23 protein-coding genes are annotated in these 24796 nt (G+C 67.1%); 16 read left to right on the top strand and 7 right to left on the bottom strand.

Going from position 1 to position 24796, the window contains the following annotated elements:
- Positions 1–2 precede the first annotated feature (2 nt).
- The 12 genes from ACWA1Q_RS13790 to ACWA1Q_RS13735 all read left to right on the top strand — a co-directional run bounded on the left by ACWA1Q_RS13790 (position 3) and on the right by ACWA1Q_RS13735 (position 11539).
- On the top strand, positions 3–785 hold the full coding sequence (locus ACWA1Q_RS13790) for an alpha/beta fold hydrolase (protein ID WP_463758152.1): 783 nt from the start codon (positions 3–5) through the stop codon (positions 783–785).
- A 71-nt stretch (positions 786–856) separates the two neighbouring features.
- Positions 857–1681 carry a DUF1206 domain-containing protein gene (locus ACWA1Q_RS13785; RefSeq protein ID WP_463758151.1) on the top strand — a complete coding sequence of 275 codons (825 nt, stop codon included), beginning with the start codon at positions 857–859 and terminating at the stop codon, positions 1679–1681.
- A gap of 60 nt (positions 1682–1741) precedes the next feature.
- Complete coding sequence (locus ACWA1Q_RS13780) at positions 1742–2104, top strand: UBP-type zinc finger domain-containing protein (RefSeq protein WP_463758149.1); 363 nt, start codon at positions 1742–1744, stop codon at positions 2102–2104.
- Positions 2104–2775: an NAD(P)H-hydrate epimerase gene (locus ACWA1Q_RS13775; protein WP_463758148.1), complete on the top strand. Its 672-nt coding sequence runs from the start codon at positions 2104–2106 to the stop codon at positions 2773–2775. The genes ACWA1Q_RS13780 and ACWA1Q_RS13775 overlap by 1 nt, the downstream gene beginning before the upstream one ends.
- Before the next feature lie 95 nt (positions 2776–2870).
- Positions 2871–3638: an SGNH/GDSL hydrolase family protein gene (locus ACWA1Q_RS13770; protein WP_463758146.1), complete on the top strand. Its 768-nt coding sequence runs from the start codon at positions 2871–2873 to the stop codon at positions 3636–3638.
- 255 nt (positions 3639–3893) lie between these two features.
- Positions 3894–4796, top strand: coding sequence for a hypothetical protein (locus tag ACWA1Q_RS13765; protein ID WP_463758145.1), 903 nt, complete (start codon positions 3894–3896; stop codon positions 4794–4796).
- A complete protein-coding gene (locus ACWA1Q_RS13760) occupies positions 4793–6427 on the top strand; it encodes an AAA family ATPase (RefSeq protein WP_463758144.1) in 1635 nt (544 codons plus the stop codon). Before ACWA1Q_RS13765 ends, ACWA1Q_RS13760 begins: the two co-directional genes overlap by 4 nt.
- Positions 6428–6480: 53 nt before the next feature.
- Positions 6481–6693 (top strand): DUF2997 domain-containing protein, encoded by a 213-nt coding sequence (locus ACWA1Q_RS13755; RefSeq protein ID WP_463758142.1) that lies wholly within the window; start codon positions 6481–6483, stop codon positions 6691–6693.
- Positions 6690–7406, top strand: a complete 717-nt coding sequence (locus tag ACWA1Q_RS13750) for a 4Fe-4S single cluster domain-containing protein (protein WP_463758140.1) — start codon at positions 6690–6692, stop codon at positions 7404–7406. The genes ACWA1Q_RS13755 and ACWA1Q_RS13750 overlap by 4 nt, the downstream gene beginning before the upstream one ends.
- Entirely contained in the window at positions 7403–7903 is a 501-nt protein-coding gene (locus ACWA1Q_RS13745) for a hypothetical protein (protein ID WP_463758139.1), read from the top strand. Before ACWA1Q_RS13750 ends, ACWA1Q_RS13745 begins: the two co-directional genes overlap by 4 nt.
- Before the next feature lie 8 nt (positions 7904–7911).
- A complete protein-coding gene (locus ACWA1Q_RS13740; RefSeq protein WP_463758138.1) occupies positions 7912–8748 on the top strand; it encodes a ComEA family DNA-binding protein in 837 nt (278 codons plus the stop codon).
- Between the two features lie 229 nt (positions 8749–8977).
- A complete protein-coding gene (locus ACWA1Q_RS13735) occupies positions 8978–11539 on the top strand; it encodes an ATP-dependent Clp protease ATP-binding subunit (protein ID WP_463758136.1) in 2562 nt (853 codons plus the stop codon).
- A gap of 179 nt (positions 11540–11718) precedes the next feature.
- On the opposite strand, the gene ACWA1Q_RS13730 is transcribed toward ACWA1Q_RS13735, so the two are convergent.
- From ACWA1Q_RS13730 to ACWA1Q_RS13700, 7 genes are all read right to left on the bottom strand, one after another.
- Positions 11719–12138 carry a hypothetical protein gene (locus tag ACWA1Q_RS13730; RefSeq protein ID WP_463758135.1) on the bottom strand — a complete coding sequence of 140 codons (420 nt, stop codon included), beginning with the start codon at positions 12136–12138 and terminating at the stop codon, positions 11719–11721.
- A 107-nt stretch (positions 12139–12245) separates the two neighbouring features.
- Positions 12246–14168 (bottom strand): DUF5107 domain-containing protein, encoded by a 1923-nt coding sequence (locus ACWA1Q_RS13725; protein WP_463758134.1) that lies wholly within the window; start codon positions 14166–14168, stop codon positions 12246–12248.
- Positions 14169–14251: 83 nt separating this feature from the next.
- The gene (locus ACWA1Q_RS13720) at positions 14252–15247 is read right to left on the bottom strand and encodes a Gfo/Idh/MocA family protein (protein ID WP_463758132.1); all 996 of its coding nucleotides are present in this window, start codon (positions 15245–15247) and stop codon (positions 14252–14254) included.
- Positions 15248–15503: 256 nt separating this feature from the next.
- A complete protein-coding gene (locus tag ACWA1Q_RS13715; protein WP_463758130.1) occupies positions 15504–16262 on the bottom strand; it encodes an iron ABC transporter ATP-binding protein in 759 nt (252 codons plus the stop codon).
- Positions 16259–17260, bottom strand: a complete 1002-nt coding sequence (locus ACWA1Q_RS13710; RefSeq protein WP_463758128.1) for an iron chelate uptake ABC transporter family permease subunit — start codon at positions 17258–17260, stop codon at positions 16259–16261. The genes ACWA1Q_RS13715 and ACWA1Q_RS13710 overlap by 4 nt, the downstream gene beginning before the upstream one ends.
- Positions 17250–18137 carry an ABC transporter permease gene (locus ACWA1Q_RS13705; protein ID WP_463758127.1) on the bottom strand — a complete coding sequence of 296 codons (888 nt, stop codon included), beginning with the start codon at positions 18135–18137 and terminating at the stop codon, positions 17250–17252. Before ACWA1Q_RS13705 ends, ACWA1Q_RS13710 begins: the two co-directional genes overlap by 11 nt.
- A gap of 167 nt (positions 18138–18304) precedes the next feature.
- Entirely contained in the window at positions 18305–19258 is a 954-nt protein-coding gene (locus ACWA1Q_RS13700; protein WP_463758125.1) for a siderophore ABC transporter substrate-binding protein, read from the bottom strand.
- Between the two features lie 280 nt (positions 19259–19538).
- On the opposite strand from ACWA1Q_RS13700, the gene ACWA1Q_RS13695 reads away from it, so the two are divergent.
- From ACWA1Q_RS13695 to ACWA1Q_RS13680, 4 genes are all read left to right on the top strand, one after another.
- Entirely contained in the window at positions 19539–21191 is a 1653-nt protein-coding gene (locus ACWA1Q_RS13695; protein WP_463758124.1) for an ABC transporter substrate-binding protein, read from the top strand.
- A 63-nt stretch (positions 21192–21254) separates the two neighbouring features.
- Positions 21255–22241 (top strand): ABC transporter permease, encoded by a 987-nt coding sequence (locus ACWA1Q_RS13690; RefSeq protein WP_463758122.1) that lies wholly within the window; start codon positions 21255–21257, stop codon positions 22239–22241.
- The gene (locus ACWA1Q_RS13685) at positions 22238–23131 is read left to right on the top strand and encodes an ABC transporter permease (RefSeq protein WP_463758121.1); all 894 of its coding nucleotides are present in this window, start codon (positions 22238–22240) and stop codon (positions 23129–23131) included. Before ACWA1Q_RS13690 ends, ACWA1Q_RS13685 begins: the two co-directional genes overlap by 4 nt.
- Position 23132: 1 nt before the next feature.
- Positions 23133–24782: a dipeptide ABC transporter ATP-binding protein gene (locus ACWA1Q_RS13680; RefSeq protein ID WP_463758119.1), complete on the top strand. Its 1650-nt coding sequence runs from the start codon at positions 23133–23135 to the stop codon at positions 24780–24782.
- Positions 24783–24796 lie beyond the last annotated feature (14 nt).

The raw sequence follows: 24796 nt of genomic DNA, 5'->3' as shown, positions 1-24796 counted from the left end.
CCATGCCTGTGCTGCCAGAATCACCCGACCCCCGGTTTGTGCTGGCGAGGGACAACATCCGGATCGCGACTTACGAGTTCGGTGACCCGGCCGGGCAACCGGTCGTGCTCGTGCACGGCTTTGCCTCGGGCGCCCTGCTCAACTGGCACCTCGCCGGCTGGACCCGCGTGCTCAGCCGCGCCGGTTACCGGGTTCTCGCGATCGACCAGCGCGGACACGGCGCGAGCGGCAAACCGCACACCCCGGACGCGTACACGATGCCCCTCCTCGTCGACGACCTGCTCGACGTGCTCGACACGTTTCTCATCGATGAGGCGCTATTCGTCGGATACTCGCTCGGTGCGAGGGTTGGCTGGCAGGCCTGTCTCGACCTGCCCGGCCGCATCACCCGTGCCGTGCTCGGCGGCATCCCCGACGGTGATCCACTCACCCGGTTCCGCATCGACGAAGCGTGGGCAAGCATCGAAACCGGTGCGCTACCGACCGACAAACTGACCGCTGCCTATGTGGCGATGGCCAGCGGCATCCCGGGCAACGATCTTCCCGCGTTGATCTCGCTCGTCGAGGGGATGCGCGGTGGAGCGCAGCCAGACCCAGAGAACCCGCCGCAGCAACCGGTGCTGTTCGCTACCGGAACCGAGGATTTCATCCTCGAGAAGTCGCGCACTCTCGCCGAGGCAGCGCCGAACGGAACGTTCTTTGAGATCCCGGGCCGGAACCACTTCAACGCCCCGACGTCGAAGGACTTTCGGCAAGCCGCACTCGCGTTTCTCCGCGACAACTGACCCCAATCGGACGAGCCGCGCGGAACGCAAGGGGCAGGGGTGACGACGCCGCCCCGCCTAGGGTGAGATCCATGTCCCACTCTTCTTCTTCGTCGTCCAAAGCGTCCGCCCGGTCGGCCGCCTCCCGGCTGCAGGACAACCACGCCTTCCAGCTCGCCGCCCGTACCGGGTTCGCGGTCAACGGTCTCTTGCACCTGCTCATCGGCGGAATCGCGCTCGGGGTCGCATTCGGGTCGGGCGGCGACGCCGATCAGGGCGGTGCGCTGAGCGGCCTCGCCTCGAGCCCCGGCGGAGTGTTTCTGCTCTGGATCGTGGCCGTCGGACTCTTCGCGCTTGGGCTGTTCCAGGTGCTCGAAGCGTTCCTCATTCGCGGCTCAGGTAAAGAGGTTTGGGCCGACCGCGCCAAGGAAGGCGGCAAGGCAATCGCCTACCTCGCGATTGGATTCTCCGCTGCGAACGTCGCGATGGGCAGCGGCAGTGACAGCTCCGGTCAGACGCAGGGCATCACCGCGACACTGCTCTCCTCGCCCGGCGGAGTGTTCCTCGTCGTTCTCCTCGGTCTCGGCGTGCTCGCCGTCGGCATCTACTTCATCGTCAAGGGTGTGAAGAAGAAGTTCCTGCAGGACATCTCCGCGCCCGACGGCAAGACGGGCCGCACAATCACAACCCTCGGCCGCATCGGCTACATCGCCAAGGGCATCGCGATCTCGGTCGTCGGCATCCTGTTCTGTGTCGCCGCGTTCACCTCGGACCCCAGCGAAGCAACCGGCCTCGACGGGGCACTCAAATCGCTCGTCGAACTGCCGTTCGGACCGGTCATCCTCACCGTCGTCGCACTCGGTCTCATGGCGTACGGCGTGTACTGCTTCGCCCGCGCCAAGTACGCCCGGCTGTAACCCGCCGTTTCGTCGGCGAGCTGCCTGGAGTAGGCTCCCTTCCATCGGGAGGGGGGAACCATGACCGACATCGACGGCCGTGAGGGAATCGACCCGAGCGTCGCACCGGTCGGCACCGTCTGCCTCGATTGTGAAGCGATCTCGGGCTGGTGGGTGCACCTGCGCCGGTGCGCGCTCTGTGCTCACATCGGATGCTGCGACAGCTCACCCTCCAAACATGCGACCGCCCACTACACCGAGACGGGGCACCCGGTTATCCAAAGCTTCGAACCCGGTGAGAACTGGTTCTGGAGCTACCTCGATCAGAAAACGTTCTTCGGGCCGGCGCTCGCCGAACCCACAAGCCGGCCCGAGAGTCAGCCATCGCCGGGGCCGACTGGCCGGGTGCCAGACAACTGGCGGAACATTCTCGGCATCGCGTGATGGAGGCATACACCGCCGCGCAGATTCGCGCCGCTGAACAACCGCTCCTGGATGCGGGAGTGCCGCTGATGGCCCGTGCCGCCGCGGCTCTCGCCCGGGAGATCCGGTTGCTGCTCCCCGCCGACCGGCCCGGCCGGGTGCTGGTCCTTGCCGGTCCGGGCAACAACGGCGGCGATGCGCTGTTCGCCGGTGCTGAACTCGCCAGCCTCGGCATCACGGTCACCGTGCTGCCGACCTCAGACCGTCTGCACAACGCCGGCCACGATGCCGCTGCCGACGCGGGTGCACGGATGCTGTCGGCCGACTCCGCGACGGACGCTGCGGCGTCCATCGCCCGCGAGTCGGACGTGATCGTCGACGGCATCCTCGGAACCGGGACCAGCTCGAGCCCGGCGTTGCGGGGGAGGGCGCGCGAGATCGTCGCGACGATCCTCCCGGTGCTGGCGACGGAGCATCCGCCGATCGTGGTCGCCGTCGACCTGCCGAGCGGAGTGCATCCGGACGACGGCAGCGTGCCAGACCGGACCGTTCTGCCTGCGGATGTCACGGTCACGTTCGGTGCCTGCAAGACCGGGCTGCTGCTCGCGCCCGCCATCGACTATGTCGGCCGACTGGTCGTCGTTGACATCGGGCTGGGCCCCGAGCTCGAGCGGATCGCGGCCGCCGGCTGACGCTGCGAGTGTGGGAGCATCCGGAGCGCCGACGATAATGGAGGAGCGGCCCGACACATCCGGTGAGGGCCGCACAGTTTCGGAGTACCCATCACATGAGCGCACCTTTCTCTCGCTACGTTGCCCTTGGCGACAGCTTCACCGAGGGAGTCGGCGATGAACTGCCCGACGGCCGCGTGCGCGGGTGGGCCGACTTCGTGGCCCTGGGGCTGCAGGCTGCATCTGACGAGCCGATCGGGTACGCCAACCTCGCGATCCGCGGGCGCAAACTCGGACCCATCATCACCGAGCAGCTCGAGCCGGCGCTCGCCCTCAACCCCGATCTGATGACCTTCAACGGTGGCGGCAACGACATCATGCGCCCGCGCGTCACCATCAGCTGGGTCGTCGACGAGACGGTCAAGCTCGTCGACCGTGCCCTCCGGCTCGACGGTCTGCACATGGTCGTGCTCGCGGGCGCCAACCCGTCGCGCCACCTGCCGATGGGCGGGCTGATGCAAAAACGCGGTGACCTGCTGGCGGATGCCGTTCTCACCGCGCTCCGCGACACTCCCGTCACGCTCGTCAACAACTGGGCGGACGAGACGCTCACGAGCATCCGCTACTGGTCGGTCGACAAGCTGCACCTCAACGCTCTCGGCCACGCCAGGGTCGCGTCGAATGTGCTCACCGCGCTGGGGGTTCCTGTGCCGGAGGAGTGGGGTGTGGAAGAGGTCGCGGATGCCGTCGGCGGGCCACGCTCGCGGAACACCGCCGCGTACTACCGCGAGTTCGTGCTGCCGTGGATCGGGCGCCGAGTCACCGGGCGGTCGTCGGGCGACGGCCGTGAGGCGAAACGCGCCACGTTGCTGCCCGTCGACTGAGTCGGACGAGGCCCGCGGCATCCGCCCAACCTCAAATTCAGGAGATCTTCGCGACACGCCGTACTGAGAGCGCTTCCATTCGGCGTGTCGGCCCGGATCTCCTGAATTTGAGGTCCTCTCCTGAATTTGAGGTCGGCTGCCTGATGTGGAGCAGGCCCAAACATGGGGAGCGCTGCCCATCCAGACTCCCGCGGATCCGCGCCAGCGCCCACTAGTCTGGGGGTCTGTGCGGCGCACACGGGGAGGAATCGCAACGTGAGTTCGGGGGAGATCACTGCGTCGAGTGGCGCTCGCCAGCGCATCCGTTCCTTCTCCGTTCTCGTGTGGGTTGTCGGTGCCCTGATCCTCGCCGGCATCGCGTACAACACCTACATCAATGTCGGCATCGGCGACGATGGCTTCGGCATCCTCGGGGAGGCGGAATACCCCTGGCGCGAAGCGGATCCCGCCGTGTTCGAGGACCGGGAGGGCGACACCTGGTCCGGTACCGGCAACGGCCTGATTCGCATCCCGCTCGAGGAGCACCAGCAGGATCCATACATCGCGTCTCTCGGCGCCGGCTCCGACGAGGGTGACCGGATCGTGCTGTCGGTGTCCAAAGTCGAAGACGCCAACGACCCCGACGCGGACCGGGAGTGGCCCGACCTCATCGGCTACATCCGGATAGACGACCGCGCGCCTGTCCTCCCCGGCAACGGGGTCCTCGAACTCTGGGTCGAGGCAGACGGCGACTGGTCGCTCAGCCTGGAAAAGACCGAGGTCGACGAGATCACCGGCGGAATCGTCGGGGGCAAGGGCGACGCGTTCCTGGTTTACCGCGGCGACGCGGTCAGCGCCCGATTCATGCACAAGGGGGATGGCCTCTTCTACGTCACGATCCACACCGCCGGCGGCGAAACCGATCGCCCGATCATCGAGTCCGGTGACGTCAACGAGCGTCTCTCCTGGCAGCCGACCGACGGCGTCGTCTACTTCACCATCGAATCCGACGCCGAAAACGGGGCGTGGACGATCGATATCGACGAACTGGCGACGGATGCTCCGGAGCAGCCGACCCCGGATCCCACGTCCCCCGAACCCACCCCGGCCGCGCTCCCCGCCCAGCCCGCACCCAGCACGACGGCATCCCGCCCCACGAGAGGAACGCCACGCGAATGAGTTTCATCGACACGCTCGACCAGGCCTTCAAAGCCCGCCTGCCGCTGCTCTACATCGAGACGAGCGAAGAAGTTCGAGTGCAGGAGGCGATCCGCACCGCAGCCGGAGCTCTCCGCCGACCCCGCGATGTCTGGACCTGGACCTCGGCGACCGGGCTGATCGGCCCCGACGCCAAAGCCGTCGGCAACACGTCGACGCCGACTCGCGCCCTTGACCACATCGTCGGCATCCCCGACAACGCGGTCTTCGTGTTCTGCGACCTGCACGCCTACTTCGGCTCCGACCAGCGCCCCGGTGATCCGGTCATCATCCGCAAGGTGCGCGAAACCGTGCTCGAACTTCGGCACGGGGATGCCGCGCGAGCGCTCATCGTGACGGCTCCCGTTCGGTCGATCCCACCCGAGCTCGACAAGCTCAGCCACGTCGTCGAGTTCCCGCTGCCAGACACCACCGAGCTGCGCGCGATGCTCGACACGATGATCGAGAACAACGCCTCCGGTGGCGGACGGATCAAAGTCACCGCCGAGTCGAAGGACCTTGAGAACCTCGTGCAGGCCGCCCGAGGCCTGACCATGTCCGAAGCCGAGAACGCGTTCGCCCGTGCGATGGTCGACGACGGCAAGCTCACCCCGAGCGACATCACCATCGTGCTCGACGAGAAGCGCCAGATCGTCAGCAAATCCGGGGTGCTCGATTTCGTGACCAAAGCCCTCGACCTTGACTCGGTCGGCGGGCTCAACAACCTCAAACGCTGGCTCTCGCGCCGCAACGGATCCTGGCTCGCCGAAGCGGAGGAGTTCGGGCTCCCGTCGCCGAAGGGTGTGCTGATCACGGGTGTTCCCGGTTGTGGAAAGTCGCTCACCGCCAAGGCGATGGCGGCATCGTGGGGTCTGCCTCTCCTGCGGCTCGACATCGGCCGGATCTTCTCCGGCCTCGTGGGTTCCTCCGAGCAAAACCTCCGAACCGCCCTCGCCACCGCCGAAGCGGTCGCGCCGTGCATCCTGTGGGTCGACGAGATCGAGAAGGGTTTCTCGAACACGACGGGCACGGGCGACTCGGGGACCACCGCTCGCGTCTTCGGATACTTTCTCACCTGGATGCAGGAGAAGAAGCATCCGGTGTTCGTCGTCGCAACCGCAAACAACATCGACTCGCTGCCGCCGGAGTTCATGCGCAAGGGCCGATTCGACGAGATCTTCTTCGTCGACCTTCCGACCGCCGTCGAGCGCCGGGCGATCTGGTCGATCCAGCTCGCCTCGAACGCGACGACCGGCAACGGGCTCGCCGGCATCGACGCGGACGGTGTCGAGAAACTCGTCGACGCGAGCGAGAACTATTCCGGTGCCGAAATTGAGCAGGCCGTCATCGTTGCCCTGTACGAAGCCTTCGCCGAACGCCGCCCGGCCAGCCTCGACGACCTCGTCGAGGCGATCACCAACATGATTCCGCTTGCAGTGACGCAAGCGGAGGAGGTGCAGGCGATCCGCGAGTGGGCTGAGGTCCGCGCGGTTCGGGCTACCGGACGCGAAGACATCGACGCCGACGAGGACGCCGTGGACCTGGCCGGAGCGATCGGGTCCACGGGGCCCGCCCTCTCCAGTCACCGCGGCGGGCGCACGGTCGACTTCTAGCCGCCACGCGGCATCCGCTTCTCCCCGAACAGACGAAACCAGAAGGACAGGTCATGGCAGATAAGCAGCTCATCGTTCAGGTGCGGCCGGACGGCACCGTGCACGCTGAAACCATCGGGATGTACGGCAGCGAATGCCTCGATTACATCTCGGTGCTCGAGGACCTGCTCGAGGCGAGGACGACCGACTCGTCATTCACCGATGCCTATTCGCAAACGGCCGTCGAAGCGGAGATCGCGACGCGCAACTGGGACGACGTGCGATGACGCTGCTCTCCCCACCGAGCCTGCTCGGCACCGTGCAACCGGTGGAACGGCCCGGGAACGAGCTGCGCTGGTCGCGGTTCCTGCCGGCCACCGCCGCCGAAGGGCCCGGGCTGCGCTCGGCGCTCTGGGTGCAGGGGTGCAGTGTGCGCTGCCCCGGTTGCTTCAACCCACACCTTTGGGCGTCGATCGGCGGGCTCGTGGACGACACTGCTGTGCTGGCTGCGCGATTCGTGACGGATGCCGTCGGCGCCGGCGTCGAGGGAATCACCCTTCTCGGCGGCGAACCCTTCGATCAGGCGGCCGCGCTCGCCACGACTTCCGAGGCGTTCCGTGACGCCGGGCTCACCGTGATGACGTTCACCGGTTACCCGCTCGAACTGCTCACCGAGTGGTCAGCGGACCGCCCCGACATCGCCCGGCTCCTTGCCGCGACGGACCTGCTCATCGACGGGCCGTACCTCCGCGACCGACCGGACCCGGTGCGGCCGTGGCTGGGATCGACAAACCAGGGCATTCGAGCGCTCACCCCGGCGTACGTCGACGAGGTCGCCCGGATCGAGAATGGCGGCGGACTCGACCGGCTCGAAATCCGCATCCGCCCCGATGGGCAGGTCGACGTCAACGGCTGGGCCGATGACGCCGCCCTCGAAAACCTGTTGAACGACCTCGGTCCCCGACAGGACCGGCCCCTTCCGAAAGCGAGACGCGCATGAGCGTAACCCTGGTCCTCCTCCCCATCGCCCTCGCGGCAGCCGCCGCGGCCGGCGGCGTCGGCGTTCTCGGCGCGGCGACGATGGCGAAAGCCGACACGACCGACTCCTCCGGCCCTGCGCCCGCGATCCGTGTGCGAACCCGGATGAAGGACAGCGCTCTTCTTGCCGATGCCCTCACCAACCTGGGTGCGACGGGCATCGATGTATCCAAGAGCCGCGTGACGGCGGAGGTCGACGGGGTGTCGCTGACCATGACGCTCACCGATGGTGACATCTGGGAAGCGCATGTTGAGAGCAACGACGGCCACACCGTGACCGAGGCGTCTGCTGCCGAACTGCTGCAGCGGCTCGATGGCGAATACGCCGCGATGGTGCAGCAGGCCGTGGCCGAGAAGATCCGGTCCCGCGCCGAGAGCTCCGGCTTTGACCTTGTCTCCGAGACCCGTGAAGCCGACGACACCGTGACCATGGTGCTCAACGTGCGCGCGGAGGCCTAGGCAACCCGATGTCAAACGCGCAACGCCGAAACGGGAGAGTTCCGACGAACGCGCCCTCCACCCGGTGGTTGATCGGCGCAAGCTCCTGGCTTCTGCTCATCCTGATCCCGAGCGGAGCGCTCGCGTGGCTGGGCTTCTTCATCATCGCGGGGATCAGCAGGCGCGCACAGTGGTGGGTCGCCGGCGTTGGCTACGGTGTCGCCGCGATCGTCGTTGCGGCGATGGAAAACGACATCCTGCAGGGCACGCTCTCGCTCATCATTCTCGTTCACGCGCTCATCGCGAACCCGGCCTGGCTCACACTTCTCTGGGCGCGACGGGAGAACGGGCTGACTCTCGCCGGAACGCGAGCCGACGGAAAGAACCGGCGAATCGTGCACACCGGGCCCCGGCAGCGCGCAGCGGACCTGCCGGAGGAAGCAGAAGAGCTTCTCGGCGCGAATGGCACCCAGGGTGCCGACTATCTCGCCGCGGCGACTCCGGAGCGAGCGCCGAGGCGGTCGCGGGGCAGGCGAGCGGCCCGACGGGCGGCTACGGCGTCTGGTGCGCCATCCGCTGCCCCAGCGGTCACAACGGAACGGCCGGCAGCATCCGACTCGCCTCCCGAACGTGTCGACGTGAATACCGCCAGCCAGCGTGAGCTGGCGCGGCTCAGCGGGATGGACCGCAGGAAAGCCAAGGCGCTCATCACCGAGCGAACCAAACGTGGTGGGTTCGCGTCGCTCGAGGATTACGGCACCGCAGCGGGGCTGCAACCACACGAGATCGTGCGCCTGGGCGATGAAGCGTTCTGCTCGCCCCGGCCACGTGCCGCGCGGAGTTTCGGACGCCGGCTGGATCTGTAGCTCCCTCGGCACCGATCTCGACACGCTCGCTGGCGCTCGCTACTCGATCAACGACACCCGCTGATCGAGTAGTGCCGGAGCGCAGCGACGCCGCGCATCGAGACCCCCCGGGACGACCCGGCGAATGAGACCTGAGCCACTCACACTCAACTTTTTGAAACTCGTGGGAATACCGGCTAATGTGCTGCCGTTGAGTTGAGTCGAAGGCACTCAAGTTCCAGGAGGATTCATGCCCACATTCTTCGGTCCGACCGGTTCAGGAAGCGAATCGTTCGACGAATTCCTCGCTCGCTACCTGCAGGGGCAGCGCGCTGCGCAGTCCGGGAGGACGATCGACATCACCCGGCTGCTGAGCCGCCGCACCCAGGAGGTGCTCGCTCACGCTGCACGGTTCGCCATTGAACACGGTCACTCCGAAGTCGACGCTCTCCACGTATTGCGGGTTCTCGTCGAGAAGGAGCCCGTCGCCGATGCGCTCCGCTCGCTCGGCACCGACCCGAACGAGCTCGCCGACGCCGTTGAGCAACGGCTGCCCGAGAAGGCAGACCGTGAGGTGCAATCGGCGTCGATCACTTCGTCAACCCAGCGCGCCCTGATGGAGGCGTACCAGGTCGCCCGTGCGTTCGGATCGACGTACATCGACCCCGAGCACCTCTTCTTTGCGTTCGTCGTCAACCAGGAGATGCCCGCCGGTCAGTTGCTCGCGAGCTTCGGTGTGACGCCGCAGGCGTTGCAGGCTGGATACGAATCCGCACGCGCCGCCCAGGCGACCGGTTCCGAAGCGGGCCAGCCCACGGCATCCGACACCCCCATGCTCGATCAGTTCGGCACCGACCTCACCGCTCGCGCCCGTGACGGCAAGCTCGACCCGGTGATCGGTCGCGCAGACGAGATCGCGCAGACGATCGAAATCCTGTCGCGCCGCACGAAGAACAACCCCGTGCTCATCGGTGAAGCTGGCGTCGGAAAGACCGCCGTCGTCGAGGGCCTCGCGCGGGCGATCGTCGACGGTGAGGTTCCGCACCTGCTGCGCGACAAGCGCGTCGTCTCGCTCGACCTCGCGTCGATGGTCGGCGGCACCCGCTACCGCGGTGACTTCGAGGAGCGGCTGACCAAGCTCCTCGACGAGATCTCGGCGAACCAGGGCGAGCTCATCGTGTTCCTCGATGAACTCCACACTGTCGTCGGCGCTGGCGGCGGAGGCGAGAGCGGCGGCATGGACGCCGGCAACATGCTCAAGCCACGCCTCGCCCGCGGCGAACTGCACGTGGTCGGGGCAACGACCCTCCGTGAATACCGCCGGATCGAGAAAGATGCCGCGCTCGAGCGCCGGTTCCAGCCCGTGACCGTCGGAGAGCCGAGCGTCGATGACGCCGAGGCCATCCTACGCGGACTCCGCCCCCGGTACGAAGAGTTCCACGACGTCGAGTACACCGACGAGGCACTTCGCGCAGCCGTCGACCTGTCGGCGCGTTACGTGACCGACCGGTTCCTGCCCGACAAGGCGATCGACCTGCTCGACCAGGCCGGTGCGCGGCTGCGCCTGCGTTCCGTCGCGAAGATCGACACCACAGCGATCCGCGAGCACGTCGCCTCCCTCGAGACGGCGAAGGACGCAGCCGTCGCGGCTGAACACTACGAGGAGGCGTCGAGGCTCCGGGACGAGATCGAGGCGCTGAGCCTGCAAATCGAGGCCGCTGAGTCGACGGATGCCGCGGCATCCGCTTCGGTTCCCGGCATCGTCGATGAGGCTCAGATCGCCGAGATCATCTCGCGCGCGACCGGCATCCCGGCGACGCGGCTCACGCAGGACGACCGTTCGCGGCTCGGGTTGCTCGAGTCGGAGCTGCACGAGCGTGTGATCGGGCAACACGACGCGGTCACCTCGATCGCGAAGGCCGTTCGGCGCAACCGGACGGGCATGAGCGACCCGAACCGTCCCGTCGGCAGCTTCCTGTTCCTCGGCCCGACCGGCGTCGGCAAGACCGAACTCGCGAAGGCGCTCGCGTCATCACTGTTCGGAGACGACAGCGCGATGCTGCGGTTCGACATGAGCGAGTTCGGTGAGCGACACACGGTGTCGCGGCTGGTCGGTGCCCCTCCCGGGTACGTCGGCTACGACGAGGCCGGCCAACTGACCGAGCGCGTGCGTCGCAACCCGTACTCGGTGGTGCTGCTCGACGAGATCGAGAAGGCGCACCCGGATGTGTTCAACCTGCTGCTGCAGGTGCTCGACGACGGCCGGCTCACCGATGGGCAGGGTCGAACGGTGGACTTCCGGAACACGGTCATCATCATGACGTCGAACATCGGCTCGGAGTTCCTCGCGAGCCGCAGCGGAGCCCTCGGCTTCGTCGCCCCGTCTGCTGGCGGCAGCGGCTTCGGGTCGGAGAAGGCGCTGCGCGACCGCGTGATGGGCAAGCTGCGTGAGGCGATGCGGCCCGAGTTCCTCAACCGGATCGACGAGGTCGTGCTGTTCTCCAAGCTCGAGCAGTCCGAGCTGCACGACATCGTTCGGTTGTTGCTCGAGCGTACGGCGTCACGGCTCACCGTCCAGGGTGTCGACTTCACCGTGTCGGACGAGGCCGTCGACTGGATCGCGACCCGCGGCTACGAGCCCGAGTACGGTGCCCGTCCGCTGCGCCGGGTGATCCAGCGCGAGATCGACGACCGGATCGCCGGGCTCATGGTCGACCGCGAACTCGCCGCCGGGTCGTCGATCGACGTGTCTGTCGTGGGCGACGAGCTGCTCGTGACCTCGAACGCGCTCGAGTCGCAACTGGCCGCGTAAACAGTTCCCGAAAGGCCGTCACCGCATTCCCGCGGTGGCGGCCTCTTCGCGCACCAGCGCGTGGACTCACATCCGAACGGTCCCACAGGTCGTTCCGCGATTCGATCGGTCCGAAAGGGCGACCCGAGCGTACTGCGAACGACCTTTTCGGACCGATCGAGCGAACGGATGCGACGGGATCAGGCGGTCTTCGCGCTCAGCACTCCGAGAACGGCGAGAGCGTAAGCATCCGGTGCCGTTGCCCCATCGAAACGGAGCTTCTCGCCGTCGCGCTCCACTTCGACCACCCACATGTCGTCGACGCGGAGCAGGAAGCTGAAGGTCGGGCCAAGCAGCTCGCGTAACTGGTCCTCGCGCGGCAGCCACAGTGTCTTCTCGAGCGCGACCGAGTCGAGCGCCCACTCGGTCGTGCCGTTGAAACCGAGGATCGTGCCGGTGTCGTAGTCATGCGGCTCGATCGTCATGTCGCTGACCGTGAAGACCTCACCGTCGAACTCGTGCGAGTCGAGGCAGAACTGGTCTCCGGACTCGGGGATCCAGCTGAGCCCCGCCTTCCGCAGCTCGAGTGCCAGTGTTACGGATGCCGTCGTGACCGTCATGACCCGATGGTGGCACGCGCGCATGAGAATCGACCGCTAAATAGCAGTTACGCACCCAAGGCCGCCAAACCGGGCCCCGGTGGGTGCAGAACTGCAATCTCGACGCGTCACATCCGGAAGTCGTAGGCCGGCGGCAGCGGATCCGAGGACCCGGCCGCTGCCTGGTACTCGGTCCACAGGTCCTCGAGCAGCGGGTCTCCCTCGCGCAGGTCGATGACCACCAGGTTCCGTTCGAGGATGCCGCGGCACCGGTCCACGTCGCCGGTCGCGAGAGCGGCGCGGGCCTCAGCGACGAGAACCCGACCGTCCTCACGCTCGGCCGCCGAAAGATGCTCGACGAGTTCGAGCACCTCAGCCGTGCGCCCGTCGCTCGCGAGCGCGGTGAGCAACTCGCGTGTGAGTGGCAGCAGCGCCGGCGCGAGCTCGTGGGCCTCCCGGTAGAGCTTGACGGCCTCGGCCGAGTTGCCGCGGTCGGCGGCGAGGGCTCCGAGGTTGCGCAGGGCCCAAGCATTCCGGGTGCGCTCGACGGATGCCAGCCACAACTTCTCGGCCTCGGCGAACGACCCCTGCGCCGCCGCGATCACCCCGAGGTGCAGGAGCGTGAGCCAGTCGTGACGCTGCCGGAGCAACCCGACCCAGCGAGGGTCGACCTGGTACGACGCCGGGGGAACCGCCGGGTCCGGGTCGGATGCCGCCTCGCCGCGCACGAGTCGCAACCAGTAGTCCTCGGCCGGGCCGACGGCATCCTCACCGAACGGGGTCTTCTCCGGGTCGATCAGGGCGCGGCCCGCCAGCGCGCGTAGTTCGTTCTCGACGACACCCCAGCCCGAACCATCCGGCAAGACCTCGACGAGGATTTCGGCGGACTGGTCCCGGGCCGAGAACGCCGCGAGCCGGGCTTCGAGGTCGCGCGACGCGAGCGCAGCGTCGACGGCGCCGGTCGCGGTCGCCCAGTCGTCGGAGTGCGCGGCGGCCGGGTCGACTCGGAGCGCACCGTACGTTTCGACCCACGACCATTCGGTCTCGGCCGGCATCGCCAGGTATTCGAGTTGGGTGCGGGCGAGGCCGGCCTGGATTTCGCAATACGAGTCCGGGCCGGAGACCCACTCCTGCCAGTGTCTGCCGCCGGAGTCCTGGCCCCAGACGAACAGCTTGCGACCCTTGAGGTTCGCGGTCGACGCCTGGACGAGACCGAAGCCGGTGCCGTCCACCGCCGTGACCCACGGCATCCGTGCCCCGGCGGTGTCGAAGAAGTAGTCCACGGTCGACGTCGTCGCGGCCGGCCGGGTGAAATCCTCGCCGTCGACAATCGGGACGGGCACGGTTCCGAGCACGCGCTCGTGACCGTAACGCCACGCGGAGGTGGCCGGGGCGAGCACGCGGGTGTCGTCGTGTTGCGGCACCGCCATGTTCGACCACCAGTACATCGGGGTCGGATCTGGCTGGTCGTTGACGATGGTGCCGCGGATGAACAGCTCCCGCGACCACGCCGGCAGCCACGCGTCGACGCGGAAGCTCACGTTACGGATGCGCTCGTATTCGAAGAACCGAAGCCCGACTTCGCCGTCGGGTCCGCTGAGTGCGGCCGTGTGCACCGGCGAGCTCGTGAACGGGGAATGTCCGATCATGCCGATGTTCCACTCGACGCCGCCGGCGAACCACGCGTTGCGGAGGGCGAGGTTACGGAACCGGATCGCCTCGTTCTGGTGCAGCAGCTCGCGCCCGGACTCGCGGTCGACGAGCGACCACAGTCGCCCGCCGAGGCTCGGAAGGAACGTCGCGGTCAGATGCTCGTTCTCGAGCACGATCGTCGGGTGGTCGCGGGGCTCCTCGTCGGGCGAGTAGCCGTCCTGGTCGAGGTAGGGGAGGGCGGTCTGCCCACGGCTGGCGCGTTGCTCGAGTCCCGGCTCGTCGTCGCCGAAACCGGAGTCGGCGTGGATGTCGCCGGTGCCGAACAGGTTCGGCAGGGGATTCGACGGCCCCTCCTTCGACGTCGGAAGTGTGAGGGTGCTCCGTCGGATCGAACTCAACGCATGCCTTTCGCCGGGGTTCGGCCGCGCGGGCCGCTTCCGAAGAGTCTGGACGGTCGGGGGAGTGCGCGTCCAGTACGAACTCAGGCGCGCTCCTCGAGCCGCACCGTCTCGCCGGTGAGCAGGGACTGTCGTGCCGCGAGCGCCACCTCGAGAGCACGAACAGCGGATGCCGTCGGGCTGAACTCCGGGTCCGTCCCGTTTCGCACACACTCGAGGAAGTATTCCGCCTGCCGGGCGTAGTGGTCGAGGGCAGAGAGAGTGACGCTCGAGCTTTTGGTGGACGTGGCCAGCCGATACGTGTTGACGCCGCTGGAGGCGACCGACGCGGTGGGGGCATCCGCCGAGAAGTCGTAGTCGATCATCCCGTCGCTGCCGATCACCTGGAGCGAGCTCGTGAAGGGGGCGCCGGGTGGTACGTCGGCGAACGTCAACACCTGGCCGAGCCCGCCCGAGCGGTACTCGATCGTCGTCTCGATCGGCCCGAGAGGGCCAGCGGCCCGACTTGTGACGGCGATGGGCGTGCCGAGCAGCAGGTTCAGCTGGTCGATGTCGTGGATGCCCACGTCGACCACGACTCCACCGGACCGGGCGTCGTCGTACCACCAGGCGGCATCCGGTTTCGTGATCAGCCGCCGGGCGCGGGCCGAGAGCACCGTGCCGATCCGGCCGGCTTCGATGTCGGTGCGTGCCCGGCGGTACCCCTCGAAGAAGCGGACGACGTGCGCGACCATGAGAGTTCGCCCGGTCGAGGCCGCGGCAGCTGCGATCGCGTGGGCGCCGGCGATCGACAGGGCGATCGGCTTCTCGAGCAGCACGTGCTTGCCGGCGAGGAGCGCACGAACCGCGATTTCCCGGTGCGTGTCGGTCGGCGTGCAGACGGAGACGATGTCGACCTGCGGGTCGGAGAGCACAACACCGAGCTCGGTCACGGAACGGGCGTTCGGTGCGTCGTCGAATCCGTCGACCGGATGCTGGCTGCAAACGTAACGGATGCCACGCCCCTCACCGATTTCCGCCCACGCGGCCGCGTGTGTGCGGCCCATGTACCCGCCGCCGATGATCGCGATGGTCGTCATGGGTTCCTCCTGTGCGGGACAGCGTCGGTGCTGTGTCCGCGACCCATTCTGTCGGGTTCGGTGCGATGCCGGGAAGGCGAGCCGTGGCATCCGCATGACCGCAGCCGTCCGGTTGTCGCCAATGCAGGCGATTCGGCCGATTCGGCAGCGTTAGTGACAACTGAACGGCGGATGCCACGGGTCGGCACGGTCCTCGGTCCCGAGGTCGGTTTCCCGGCCACAAAGCCGCCATCGCGGACCGATGGAGCCCCAGCCGTCAGCGGTAGTAGTACCCGATGCGCTCGCCGTCGACCTCACGCACGTCGATCGGCAGGTCGTAGATGGAGCCGAGCACATCGGACTGCATCACCGAGTCGGACGGACCGTGGAGCACGACCCGTCCGTCGCGCATCGCGACGATCTCGTCGGAGTACACGGACGCGAAGTTGATGTCGTGCATCACGAGCACGATGCGCTTGCCGGTGTCGTCTGCGGCGGCGCGCAGCAGCTTCATGATGTCCACAGCGTGCCGCAGGTCGAGGTTGTTGAGCGGTTCGTCGAGCAGCACGTAGTCGGTGTCCTGCGCGAGAACCATCGCGATGAACGCCCGCTGCCGCTGCCCACCCGAGAGTTCGTCGAGGAACCGGTCGACGAACGGCTCGAGGTCGAGGTACGTGATCGCGCGCGCGATGGCATCCCGGTCGACCGACGTCAGTCGCCCCTTCGAATACGGATACCGCCCGAACGACACCAGGTCCTGCACGGTGAGCCGCGCGGCGAGGTGGTTGTCCTGCCGCAGGACGGCGACCTTCGTCGCGAGCACCGAGCCCGGCGTCGAGCGAACGTCGAGCCCATCGATGGTGATCGTGCCGCCGTCGAGAGGCAGGAGCCGCGCGACCATCGAGAGCAGCGTGGACTTGCCGGCGCCGTTGGGCCCGATGATCGACGTGATGCCGCAGCCGCCGAGTTCGAGCGACACGTCGTCGACGACCGCCAGCTTGCCGTAGCGCTTGGTCACTTGCGAGATCGAGATCATCGCACTCCTCTTCTCACCAGCAGAACAATGAACAGGATGCCGCCGGCAAACTCGATCACGACGCTCAGGGCCGTGTCCAGCGCGAACACGCGCTCCAGAATGAACTGCCCGCCGACGAGGCAAATCACCCCGAGCAGCACCGTCGCGGGCAGAACGAAAGCGTGGCGGGAGGTGCCGAGCAACGCATAGGCGAGGTTCGACACGATGAGCCCGAAGAAGGTGATGGGACCGACCAGCGCGGTCGACACCGACACGAGGATCGCGATGAGCACGAGCATGATCGTGACGACCCGGCGGTGGTTCACCCCGAGCCCGACCGCGTGGCTCTCGCCGAGCCCGATCACGTCGAACACGCGCATCATCCGCATCCCGAGAAGGCTCACGAGCAGGATCGCGATCGCCGACATGAGCATCAGATGCTCGTCGACCGCGTTGAAGCTCGCGAAGAACGCGTCCTGGAGCACCGCGAACGACGCAGGGTCGAGCATCCGCTGCATCATCGACGACAGGCTGCGGAACAGGGTGCCGAAAACGATCCCGACGAGCACGAGCAGGTAGATGCTGCGTTTGGCACCGGCAAAGATCCACCGGAACAGCAGCGTCGAGAACGCCACCATGAGCGCGACCTCGACGACCCACTTGACCTGCGCATCGACGGTGGCGAGCGCGCTGGCACCGAAGGCGAACACCACGAGGGTCTGGATCAGCAGGTAAAGCGAGTCGAATCCCATGATCGACGGCGTGAGGATCCGGTTGTCGGTGATGGTCTGGAACAGCACCGTCGACACCCCGATCGCGAACGCCACCAGCACCATCGCGTAGACCTTGCGCGCCCGGAACGGCACCGCGAAGTCCCAGCTGCCGACGATGCCGACGGTGAGGAACACGACGACGGATGCCACGGCGAGCACCGCGAGAATCCCCAGTCGCACACCCGGGCGACGGCTGTAGGCGAGAAGCGACTCGGCGCGGCTCAGGGTGAGGGTGTCAGTGGGCACGCGACGGCCTCCGCAGCAAGAGGTAGAGGAACAGCACGGAGCCGACCACGCCGACGACGATGCCGAGCGGGATCTCGTACGGGAAGCGGAGGAGCCGGCCGACGATGTCGCAGGCGAGGACGAAGCCGGCGCCGAGGACAGCGACCCAGGGAATCGAGCGGCGCACGTTGTCGCCCATCGCGATGCTCACGATATTGGGAACGATCAGCCCGAGGAACGGGATCACGCCGGCGGTGACGACGACGATCGCGGTGACGACGGCGACGATCGTGAGGCCGAGCGCGAGTACCCGGCCGTAGCGCAGGCCGAGGTTGGTGGTGAACTCCTGGCCGAGACCGACGACGGTGAACCGGTCGGCGGCGATCCATGCGATCACCGTCATGGCGAGGGCGAGCCAGAGCAGCTCGTAGCGTCCGCGCAGGATGCCGGAGAAGTCGCCGGTCAGCCAGGTGCCGAGGGTCTGCAGCAGATCGAGCCGGTACGCGAAGAACGTGGTGACGGCGCCGATGACGCCGCCGAGCATGATGCCGACGAGCGGCACGAGCACGATCGACCGCACCGGGATGCGGCGCAGGATCAGGAGGAACAGGCCGGTGCCGGCGAGGGCGAAGATCGCGGCGACGACCATCTTGCCGAACAACGGAAGGGTCGGCGCGAAAATGGTGACGACGAGCAGGCCGAGGGCAGCCGACTCCGCGGTGCCCGTGGTCGACGGTTCGACGAACTTGTTGCGCACGAGCATTTGCATGATCAGGCCGACGATCGACATCGCGACGCCGGTCAGTACGAGCGCGAGCGTGCGGGGGAGACGGCTGGCCACGAGCAACTGGGCGGCTTTGCCGTCCGGCCCGCCCTCGAGAAGGCTCAACGGCGACACGTCGCTGACACCGATGAACGTGCTGAGTACGGCGAGCAGAAGAACGACGAGCCCCGCGCCGGTCAGCAGGAGGGCTGAGCGGCGCGGGGATCGGGGGCGTGCAACTTTCGGGTGCGCCGAAGCGCCCCGGGGGTTCCGGGGCGCTTCGGTGCGGGTTGGTGCAGGAATTACTTCAGGCCAACCGTGATCTGGTCGACCATCTGGTTGACGGCGCCGAGGCCGCTCATGACGACGTAGAACGGAACGCTGTCGAGGTAGAGGACCTGGTCGTTCTTCCATGCGGTGGTGCTGGCGATCACTTCGTTGTCGAGGACCTGCTGGGCGGTGGAACCGCTCTCGCCGACCGCAGCGTCACGGTCGAGCACGAGCAGCCAGTCCGGGTTCGCCTCGAGGATGAACTCGGCCGAGACGGGGTCGCCGTGCGTTGCCGCTTCGACGTCGTCGATGGCGGTCTCGAGTCCGAGCTCGTCGTGCAACCAGCCGAAGCGCGAGCCGCTTCCGTATGCCGTGATCTCGCCAGCGTTGGTCATGATGATCAGGCCGGTGCCGGCATCCGCTGCCAGGCCTTTCGCGTCGTCGATCTTGGCGTCGATCTGGTCGAGAGCCTCGGTGGCTTCGTCTTCCTTCTCGAAGATCTCGCCGAGGGTTTCGACGTTGGCGCGGAAGCTGGGCAGGTAGTCTTCCCAGTCGAGGGTGAGGTCGATCGTCGGCGCGATCTTGCTGAGTTCCTCATAGGCGGCGGCCGAACGGTTCGCGACGATGATCAGGTCGGGCTCCGCGGCATTCACGGCCTCGTAGTCCGGCTCGAACAGGGTCCCGGCGTTGAGGTATTCCTCGCCGGCGTACTCGCTGAGGTACTCCGGAACGTTCTGCTGCGGCAAGCCGGCGACCTTCACGTCGAGCGCGTCGAGGGTGTCGAGCGACGCCATGTCGAAGGTGATGACTTTCTCGGGGTTGACCGGAACCTCTGTGGTTCCCTGCACGTGTTTCACGTCGATCTCGGTGGCCGCGGCTTTTTTCGGAGCGGACTCGGCGGGGGTTGCGGCGCAACCGGTCACGGCGAGTGCGCTGGCGAGTGCGAGGGCACCGAAGGAGAGAGCGCGAGTGCGAGCAGGGGTCATCGAAGAACTCCAGTTCAAGAGGGAAAAGTGGCCTGAGTCGGCCGACAGCGGAGCCCCGTCCGGGGGTGCTCGTTGTCCGAAGGTTAGGCTAACCTAAGCCGTCCCGATTTGTCGAACCGGCGGCCGGCGACCGGTCTGAGTACACCGGCTGTGTTACGACACATGACGACTCATTGCTTAACGTCTGTAGCGGTCGGAACGGATGCCTCAGCATGCTTGCTTTCACCGCCTCGGCCATTGGAGCCGATCAGCGGGGTATCGCATTCCCTTCAGGAGCAACATGTCACCGACAGCCGTCACCAGACACCGGGCAATCGTCCGCCGAGCCACCCAGATCGCCGCAGCGACACTCGCCGCAACCATGCTCCTCAGCTCGTGCGCCGCGACTCCCGCCGCGGGAGGGAACTCGACCGACAAGAACGGCGGGACCCTCGTTTACCTCGACGCCGAACTGTCGTCGAACACGCAACTTCAGTCCAGCGGAACCTGGCAGGACAGCGCCTACATTCAGAACATCGGCGACCGCCTCATCTTCCGCGACCCCGAGACGCTCGAACTCAAACCATGGATCGCCGAAAGCTGGGAGGTCAGCGACGATGGACTCGTCTACGAGTTCTCGATCCGCGACGGGGTCACCTACTCCGACGGAACCGACCTCGACGCCGCGAGCGTGAAGCGGAACCTGGAATGGCAGGCCTACGGGGATGCCGAAAAGGGCATCCCGGCGAACAACTGGTTCCCCAAGGTCGACTCGGTCGAATCCGACGACGCCGAGCAGACCGTCACCGTGACGCTTGCAGCGCCGAGTGCCCCGTTCCTCGCCGTGTTGTCGTACTGGCGCACGGCTCTCGCCGCCGACGCCACGATCGACGCGAGCATCGAGAAGCAGTCGCAGATCAGCGGTTTCATCGGCAGCGGCCCGTTCGTCGTCGAATCGGAGACGTATGGGAAAGAGATCGTCTTCGCCAAGCGCGACGGTTACGCCTGGGCACCCCCCGGCGTCGAGAACCAGGGTGAGGCCTACCTCGACGAAATCATCGTTCTTCCCGTGCCCGAGGACAGCGTGCGGCTCGGGTCGCTGCGCTCAGGTGAAGCGGACCTCATCCGCTACGTCCAGCCAAGCGAAGAGAAGACTCTCGAGGACGCCGGCCTCACCGTCGTCGGCGTGCAGGGCATCGGTAACGCCAACGTCTGGGACGTCCGCCAGTCGGCACCGTTCCTTGATGACATCAACGTGCGTAAGGCCCTGCAGGTCGGCATCGACCGCGAGCAGATCGTCGCGGACCTCTATACCGATAACTGGGACGCAGCCTCGAGCATCATCACCCCCGGCTCAATCGGGTACCGGGATCAGTCCGAGAAGCTCGCGTACGACCCCGACGAGTCCAACCGCCTGCTCGATGAAGCGGGATGGACCGAACGTAACGCCGACGGCATCCGGGAGAAGAACGGTGAGCCGCTTTCCATCCTCACCTATGTCGACGTGTACGACAGCACGGCGAAACCGTTGTTCCAGCTCGTGCAGTGGCAGCTCAAGCAGATCGGGATCGACCTCGAGATCAAGGAGACGGATTACGCGAGTTACGTCACAACGCTCGAAGACCCCAACGTCGGCGTTCGCCGCAACGGCTGGCCCGAGGCCGACCCGCTGCGCCTCACCGTGAACTATCACAGCGCGTACACGAACTCGCTCAACCTGCCCACGCCTGACCCGAAGCTCGATGCGCTCCTCACCGAGCACATCACGGCGATCGACCCGGACGAGCGGGCCGCGATCCTCGGCGACCTTCAGGACTACGTCGTCGACCAGGCCTACCTGCTGCCGATTCTCAACGACACTCAGGTCTTTGCGTACCAGCCGCACATCAAGGACTTCGAGTGGGGCGCCGAAGCGCGGCCCTGGTTCTACAACACCTGGACCGAGAAGAAATAGAACACGAGAACGGATGCCGCGCCGCGCGACGCGTGCGCGGCATCCGTCCCCGAGGAGCTCCCCATGACATCCCTCCCCTTCGTTCTCCGTCGGCTCGGGCATTCGCTGCTCGTCATCGCCCTCACGTATGTCTTCGTCTACGCCGTCCTGTTCTTCCTTCCGGGTGATCCGGTGGCGAGCAGGATCAACAACCCACAGAACCCCATCCCGGCGGAGCAGGCCGGCGCCATCCTCGAGTATTACAACCTCGACAAGTCGCCGATCGAACAGTTCTGGATCTCGGTCACGCGACTGTTCTCAGGTGACCTCGGGTACTCCCTGGCGACAGGGCGACCGGTCGCCGACCTGATCCGGCAGGGCCTCGGTGACACCGTGGCCCTCGCCGCTGTCGCCCTTCTGTTCACCATCGTGCTCGCCCTCGTCATCGCCCTCGGCGCCGTCTTCGCACCGTTCGCTCCGCTCCGGAAGTTCTTCGCCTTGCTGCCGGTGCTTGCGCTGTCGACTCCCGGGTTCCTGATCGGTCTTCTGCTCCTGCAGGTGTTCGCGTACCAGCTCGGCTGGTTCTCGTCGATCCGCGACGAGGGGGTCAAGTCGCTCCTCCTGCCAGCGATCACCCTCGCCGTCGGGGTGAACGCACCGATCGCTCAAGTCCTCATCCAGGGACTGCGCAAGGCGTACGGCGAACCGTTCGTCACCGTGCTTCGTGCCAAGGGCGTGCCCGAGTACCGCATCATCACCGGCCACGTGATCAAGAACGGATCGATCCCCGCGGTCACGCTGCTCGGCCTGACGATCGGTGATCTGCTCGCCGGTTCGGTCATCGCCGAGGCCATCTTCTCCCGGGCGGGCCTCGGTTTTGTCACCGAACAGGCGGTCCGCGCGCAGGACGGCCCGGTGGTTCAGGCGATCGTGATGATCGTCGCCATCGTCTTCACCCTCGTGAACCTCGTCACCGACCTCGTCTACCCGCTCATCGACCCGCGGATCCGGACGGCCCCGAAGCCGGTCGCCGTGACCGTCGCCCCGACGCAGAAAGCAGCAGTGTCATGACCGACTCGACTCTCGAGACCGCACCGGCCAGCGCGCCTTCCCGCCGGTTCGCGCAGGGAAGCCCGGCACGCCAGGCCCTGGCGACGTTCCGCGGCGGCGGGCGGATCGCCGACACCGCCGCCGTCCTGTTCCTCGCCCTCCTCGGAGTGGCGGTCCTCTGGCCTGGGCTCCTCACCGCGTACGACCCGCTCGAAGCGACACCGGGCACGACCCTGTCCGGTCCGAGCCTCGCGCACCCCTTCGGCACGGACTACCTCGGCCGCGACCTTCTCTCCCGGGTCGTGTTCGGCACGAGCCGCACCATCTCGGCATCACTTCTCGCCGTGACGATCGGACTCGGCGTGGGTTCGCCTCTGGGGCTCCTCGCCGCCTACTTCGGAAAATGGGTCGATGTGATCGTCAGCCGCGTCGTCGACGTGCTCCTGTCGATCCCCGGCCTGCTGCTGTCGATGGTGGTCGTCGTCGCCCTGGGGTTCGGTGCGACCAACGCCGCGATCGCGGTGGGGATCGCCTCCGTGGCGACCTTCACGCGGCTCATGCGCTCGGAGGTACTCACGGTCAAGAACCTCACCTTCGTCGAAGCCGCCCACCACATCGGTGCCGGGCGCTTCACCGTGCTGTTCCGGCACGTCCTTCCGAACTCCTACTCGGCGGTGCTGTCGATGACGGCACTGCAGTTCGGGGCATCCATTCTCTGGATCGCTGCCCTGAGCTTCCTCGGTTACGGTGCCCCGCCGCCCCAGCCGGAGTGGGGACTCCTCGTCGCCGAAGGACGCGAATACATCGTGTCGTCGCCGTGGCTCACTCTCCTTCCCGGGCTCGTCATCGTGCTCACCGTGCTGTCGATCAGCCGGATCAACTCCATCTTCAGCTCCACTCGAGAGGACTGACATGACCCTCACACTCCCCGCCACAACGACAACGCCGCCGCGGACAGCACCGATCCTGGAGATCACCGACCTCAGAATCGGTTACGCGAGCGGCCGCACGTCGACAACCGTCGTCCACGGCGTCAGCACCTCCCTCCGGGCCGGGCACACCCTCGCGCTCGTCGGCCAGTCCGGCTCGGGCAAGAGCACGATCGCGCTCGCCGCCGGTGGGCTCCTGCCCGCGAACGGCAGGATCGAGTCCGGTACGGTCCGCATCGACGGTCAGGATGTCACGGGGCTGTCCCGTCGCGGATGGCAGGACCTCCGCGGCAGCGTCGTCGGCTTCGTCCCGCAGGACCCGCTGAGCTCGCTCGATCCGCTGCAGACCATCGGCTCCCAGGTCGGTGACGCCCTGCTCCTGCACTCATCGGCGACGAGACGCACCGTGCTCGAACGCACCGTTGCGCTGCTCGACCGGGTCGGCATCCGCGACGCCGCACGCCGGGTGCGCTCCTACCCGCACGAGTTGAGCGGCGGCCAGTTGCAGCGCGTGCTCATCGCCATCGCGATCGCCGGCGAACCGAAACTGCTCATCGCTGACGAACCCACGTCGGCGCTCGACGTGACGGTGCAGAAGACAATCCTCGACCTGCTCGGCGACCTGCAGCGGGAACTCGGGCTCGCGCTCCTGTTCATCACCCACGACCTCGCCCTCGCCGGGGAGCGCAGCGACACCATCGCTGTGCTCAACCAGGGTGAACTCGTCGAAACCGGGGCAACGGCCGACATCGTCGAGAACCCGCTCGACCCATACACGCGCCAGCTGTTCTCCGACGCCCCCGCGCTCTCGCCGGACAAATACCGTGGCCGCCGTTCGGCGTCCGCTGTGCCGACGCCGGAGCAGAACGCGATCACCGTGTCGGGGCTCGTCAAGCGGTTCGGATCGCACGCGGCCGTCGACGGTGTCTCGTTCACCGTCGCAGCCGGGTCGACCCACGCCCTCGTCGGGGAGTCCGGTTCGGGCAAAACCACCATCGCCCGCGCCATTGCCGGTCTGACCGGATTCGACGCCGGGAACATCGTCGTCGGTGACCGTGCCCTCGAGAGGACCCCCAGGCACACGAACCCCCACGCCCAGCAGCTGCAGCTGGTCTACCAGAACCCACTCGCCGCCCTCGATCCGCGCTTCTCGGTCCGGCGGGCTCTCGAGGAGCCGCTGATCGTGTCCGGTGAGCGGTCCCGGGCCGCGCGCGCCGCCCGGGTGGCCGAAGCACTCGATCAGGTCGCACTGCCGTCGTCCGTTCTCGACCGCCGCCCCCGCGAACTCTCCGGGGGGCAACGCCAGCGGGTCGCCGTCGCGCGGGCGCTCATCTCACACCCCGGCATCCTCGTGCTCGACGAACCTACCTCGGCTCTCGACGTCACCGTTCAGGCGCGCATCGTCGACCTGCTCTTCGACCTGCGTGAGACACACAACCTGACCTACCTGTTCATCTCGCACGACCTCAGCCTCGTGCGGCAGATCGCCGACCATGTGTCCGTTCTCGACTCGGGCACCCTCGTCGAGTCCGGCCCGGTCGACCGGGTCTTCTCGGCACCGCAGAGCCCGTACACCCGCCGACTGCTCGACTCCATCCCCGGCACGCCCCTGGCAACGACGCTCGCCTCCTGACACCTCCAGAAACG

It is taken from the genome of Mycetocola sp. TRD_SC_2 (genome assembly GCF_055361225.1).
The sequence above is the reverse complement of the archived record's forward strand: the minus strand, read 5'-3'. Positions and strand labels throughout refer to the sequence as shown.

What these genes read in the sequence shown, in the direction of transcription:
- ACWA1Q_RS13790 (WP_463758152.1), top strand. Translation starts at nt 3, where the DNA reads ATGCCTGTGCTGCCAGAATCACCCGACCCCCGGTTTGTGCTGGCGAGG.
- ACWA1Q_RS13785 (WP_463758151.1), top strand. Translation starts at nt 857, where the DNA reads ATGTCCCACTCTTCTTCTTCGTCGTCCAAAGCGTCCGCCCGGTCGGCC.
- ACWA1Q_RS13780 (WP_463758149.1), top strand. Translation starts at nt 1,742, where the DNA reads ATGACCGACATCGACGGCCGTGAGGGAATCGACCCGAGCGTCGCACCG.
- ACWA1Q_RS13775 (WP_463758148.1), top strand. Translation starts at nt 2,104, where the DNA reads ATGGAGGCATACACCGCCGCGCAGATTCGCGCCGCTGAACAACCGCTC.
- ACWA1Q_RS13770 (WP_463758146.1), top strand. Translation starts at nt 2,871, where the DNA reads ATGAGCGCACCTTTCTCTCGCTACGTTGCCCTTGGCGACAGCTTCACC.
- ACWA1Q_RS13760 (WP_463758144.1), top strand. Translation starts at nt 4,793, where the DNA reads ATGAGTTTCATCGACACGCTCGACCAGGCCTTCAAAGCCCGCCTGCCG.
- ACWA1Q_RS13755 (WP_463758142.1), top strand. Translation starts at nt 6,481, where the DNA reads ATGGCAGATAAGCAGCTCATCGTTCAGGTGCGGCCGGACGGCACCGTG.
- ACWA1Q_RS13750 (WP_463758140.1), top strand. Translation starts at nt 6,690, where the DNA reads ATGACGCTGCTCTCCCCACCGAGCCTGCTCGGCACCGTGCAACCGGTG.
- ACWA1Q_RS13745 (WP_463758139.1), top strand. Translation starts at nt 7,403, where the DNA reads ATGAGCGTAACCCTGGTCCTCCTCCCCATCGCCCTCGCGGCAGCCGCC.
- ACWA1Q_RS13740 (WP_463758138.1), top strand. Translation starts at nt 7,912, where the DNA reads ATGTCAAACGCGCAACGCCGAAACGGGAGAGTTCCGACGAACGCGCCC.
- ACWA1Q_RS13735 (WP_463758136.1), top strand. Translation starts at nt 8,978, where the DNA reads ATGCCCACATTCTTCGGTCCGACCGGTTCAGGAAGCGAATCGTTCGAC.
- ACWA1Q_RS13730 (WP_463758135.1), bottom strand. Translation starts at nt 12,138, where the DNA reads ATGACGGTCACGACGGCATCCGTAACACTGGCACTCGAGCTGCGGAAG.
- ACWA1Q_RS13720 (WP_463758132.1), bottom strand. Translation starts at nt 15,247, where the DNA reads ATGACGACCATCGCGATCATCGGCGGCGGGTACATGGGCCGCACACAC.
- ACWA1Q_RS13715 (WP_463758130.1), bottom strand. Translation starts at nt 16,262, where the DNA reads ATGATCTCGATCTCGCAAGTGACCAAGCGCTACGGCAAGCTGGCGGTC.
- ACWA1Q_RS13700 (WP_463758125.1), bottom strand. Translation starts at nt 19,258, where the DNA reads ATGACCCCTGCTCGCACTCGCGCTCTCTCCTTCGGTGCCCTCGCACTC.
- ACWA1Q_RS13695 (WP_463758124.1), top strand. Translation starts at nt 19,539, where the DNA reads ATGTCACCGACAGCCGTCACCAGACACCGGGCAATCGTCCGCCGAGCC.
- ACWA1Q_RS13690 (WP_463758122.1), top strand. Translation starts at nt 21,255, where the DNA reads ATGACATCCCTCCCCTTCGTTCTCCGTCGGCTCGGGCATTCGCTGCTC.
- ACWA1Q_RS13685 (WP_463758121.1), top strand. Translation starts at nt 22,238, where the DNA reads ATGACCGACTCGACTCTCGAGACCGCACCGGCCAGCGCGCCTTCCCGC.
- ACWA1Q_RS13680 (WP_463758119.1), top strand. Translation starts at nt 23,133, where the DNA reads ATGACCCTCACACTCCCCGCCACAACGACAACGCCGCCGCGGACAGCA.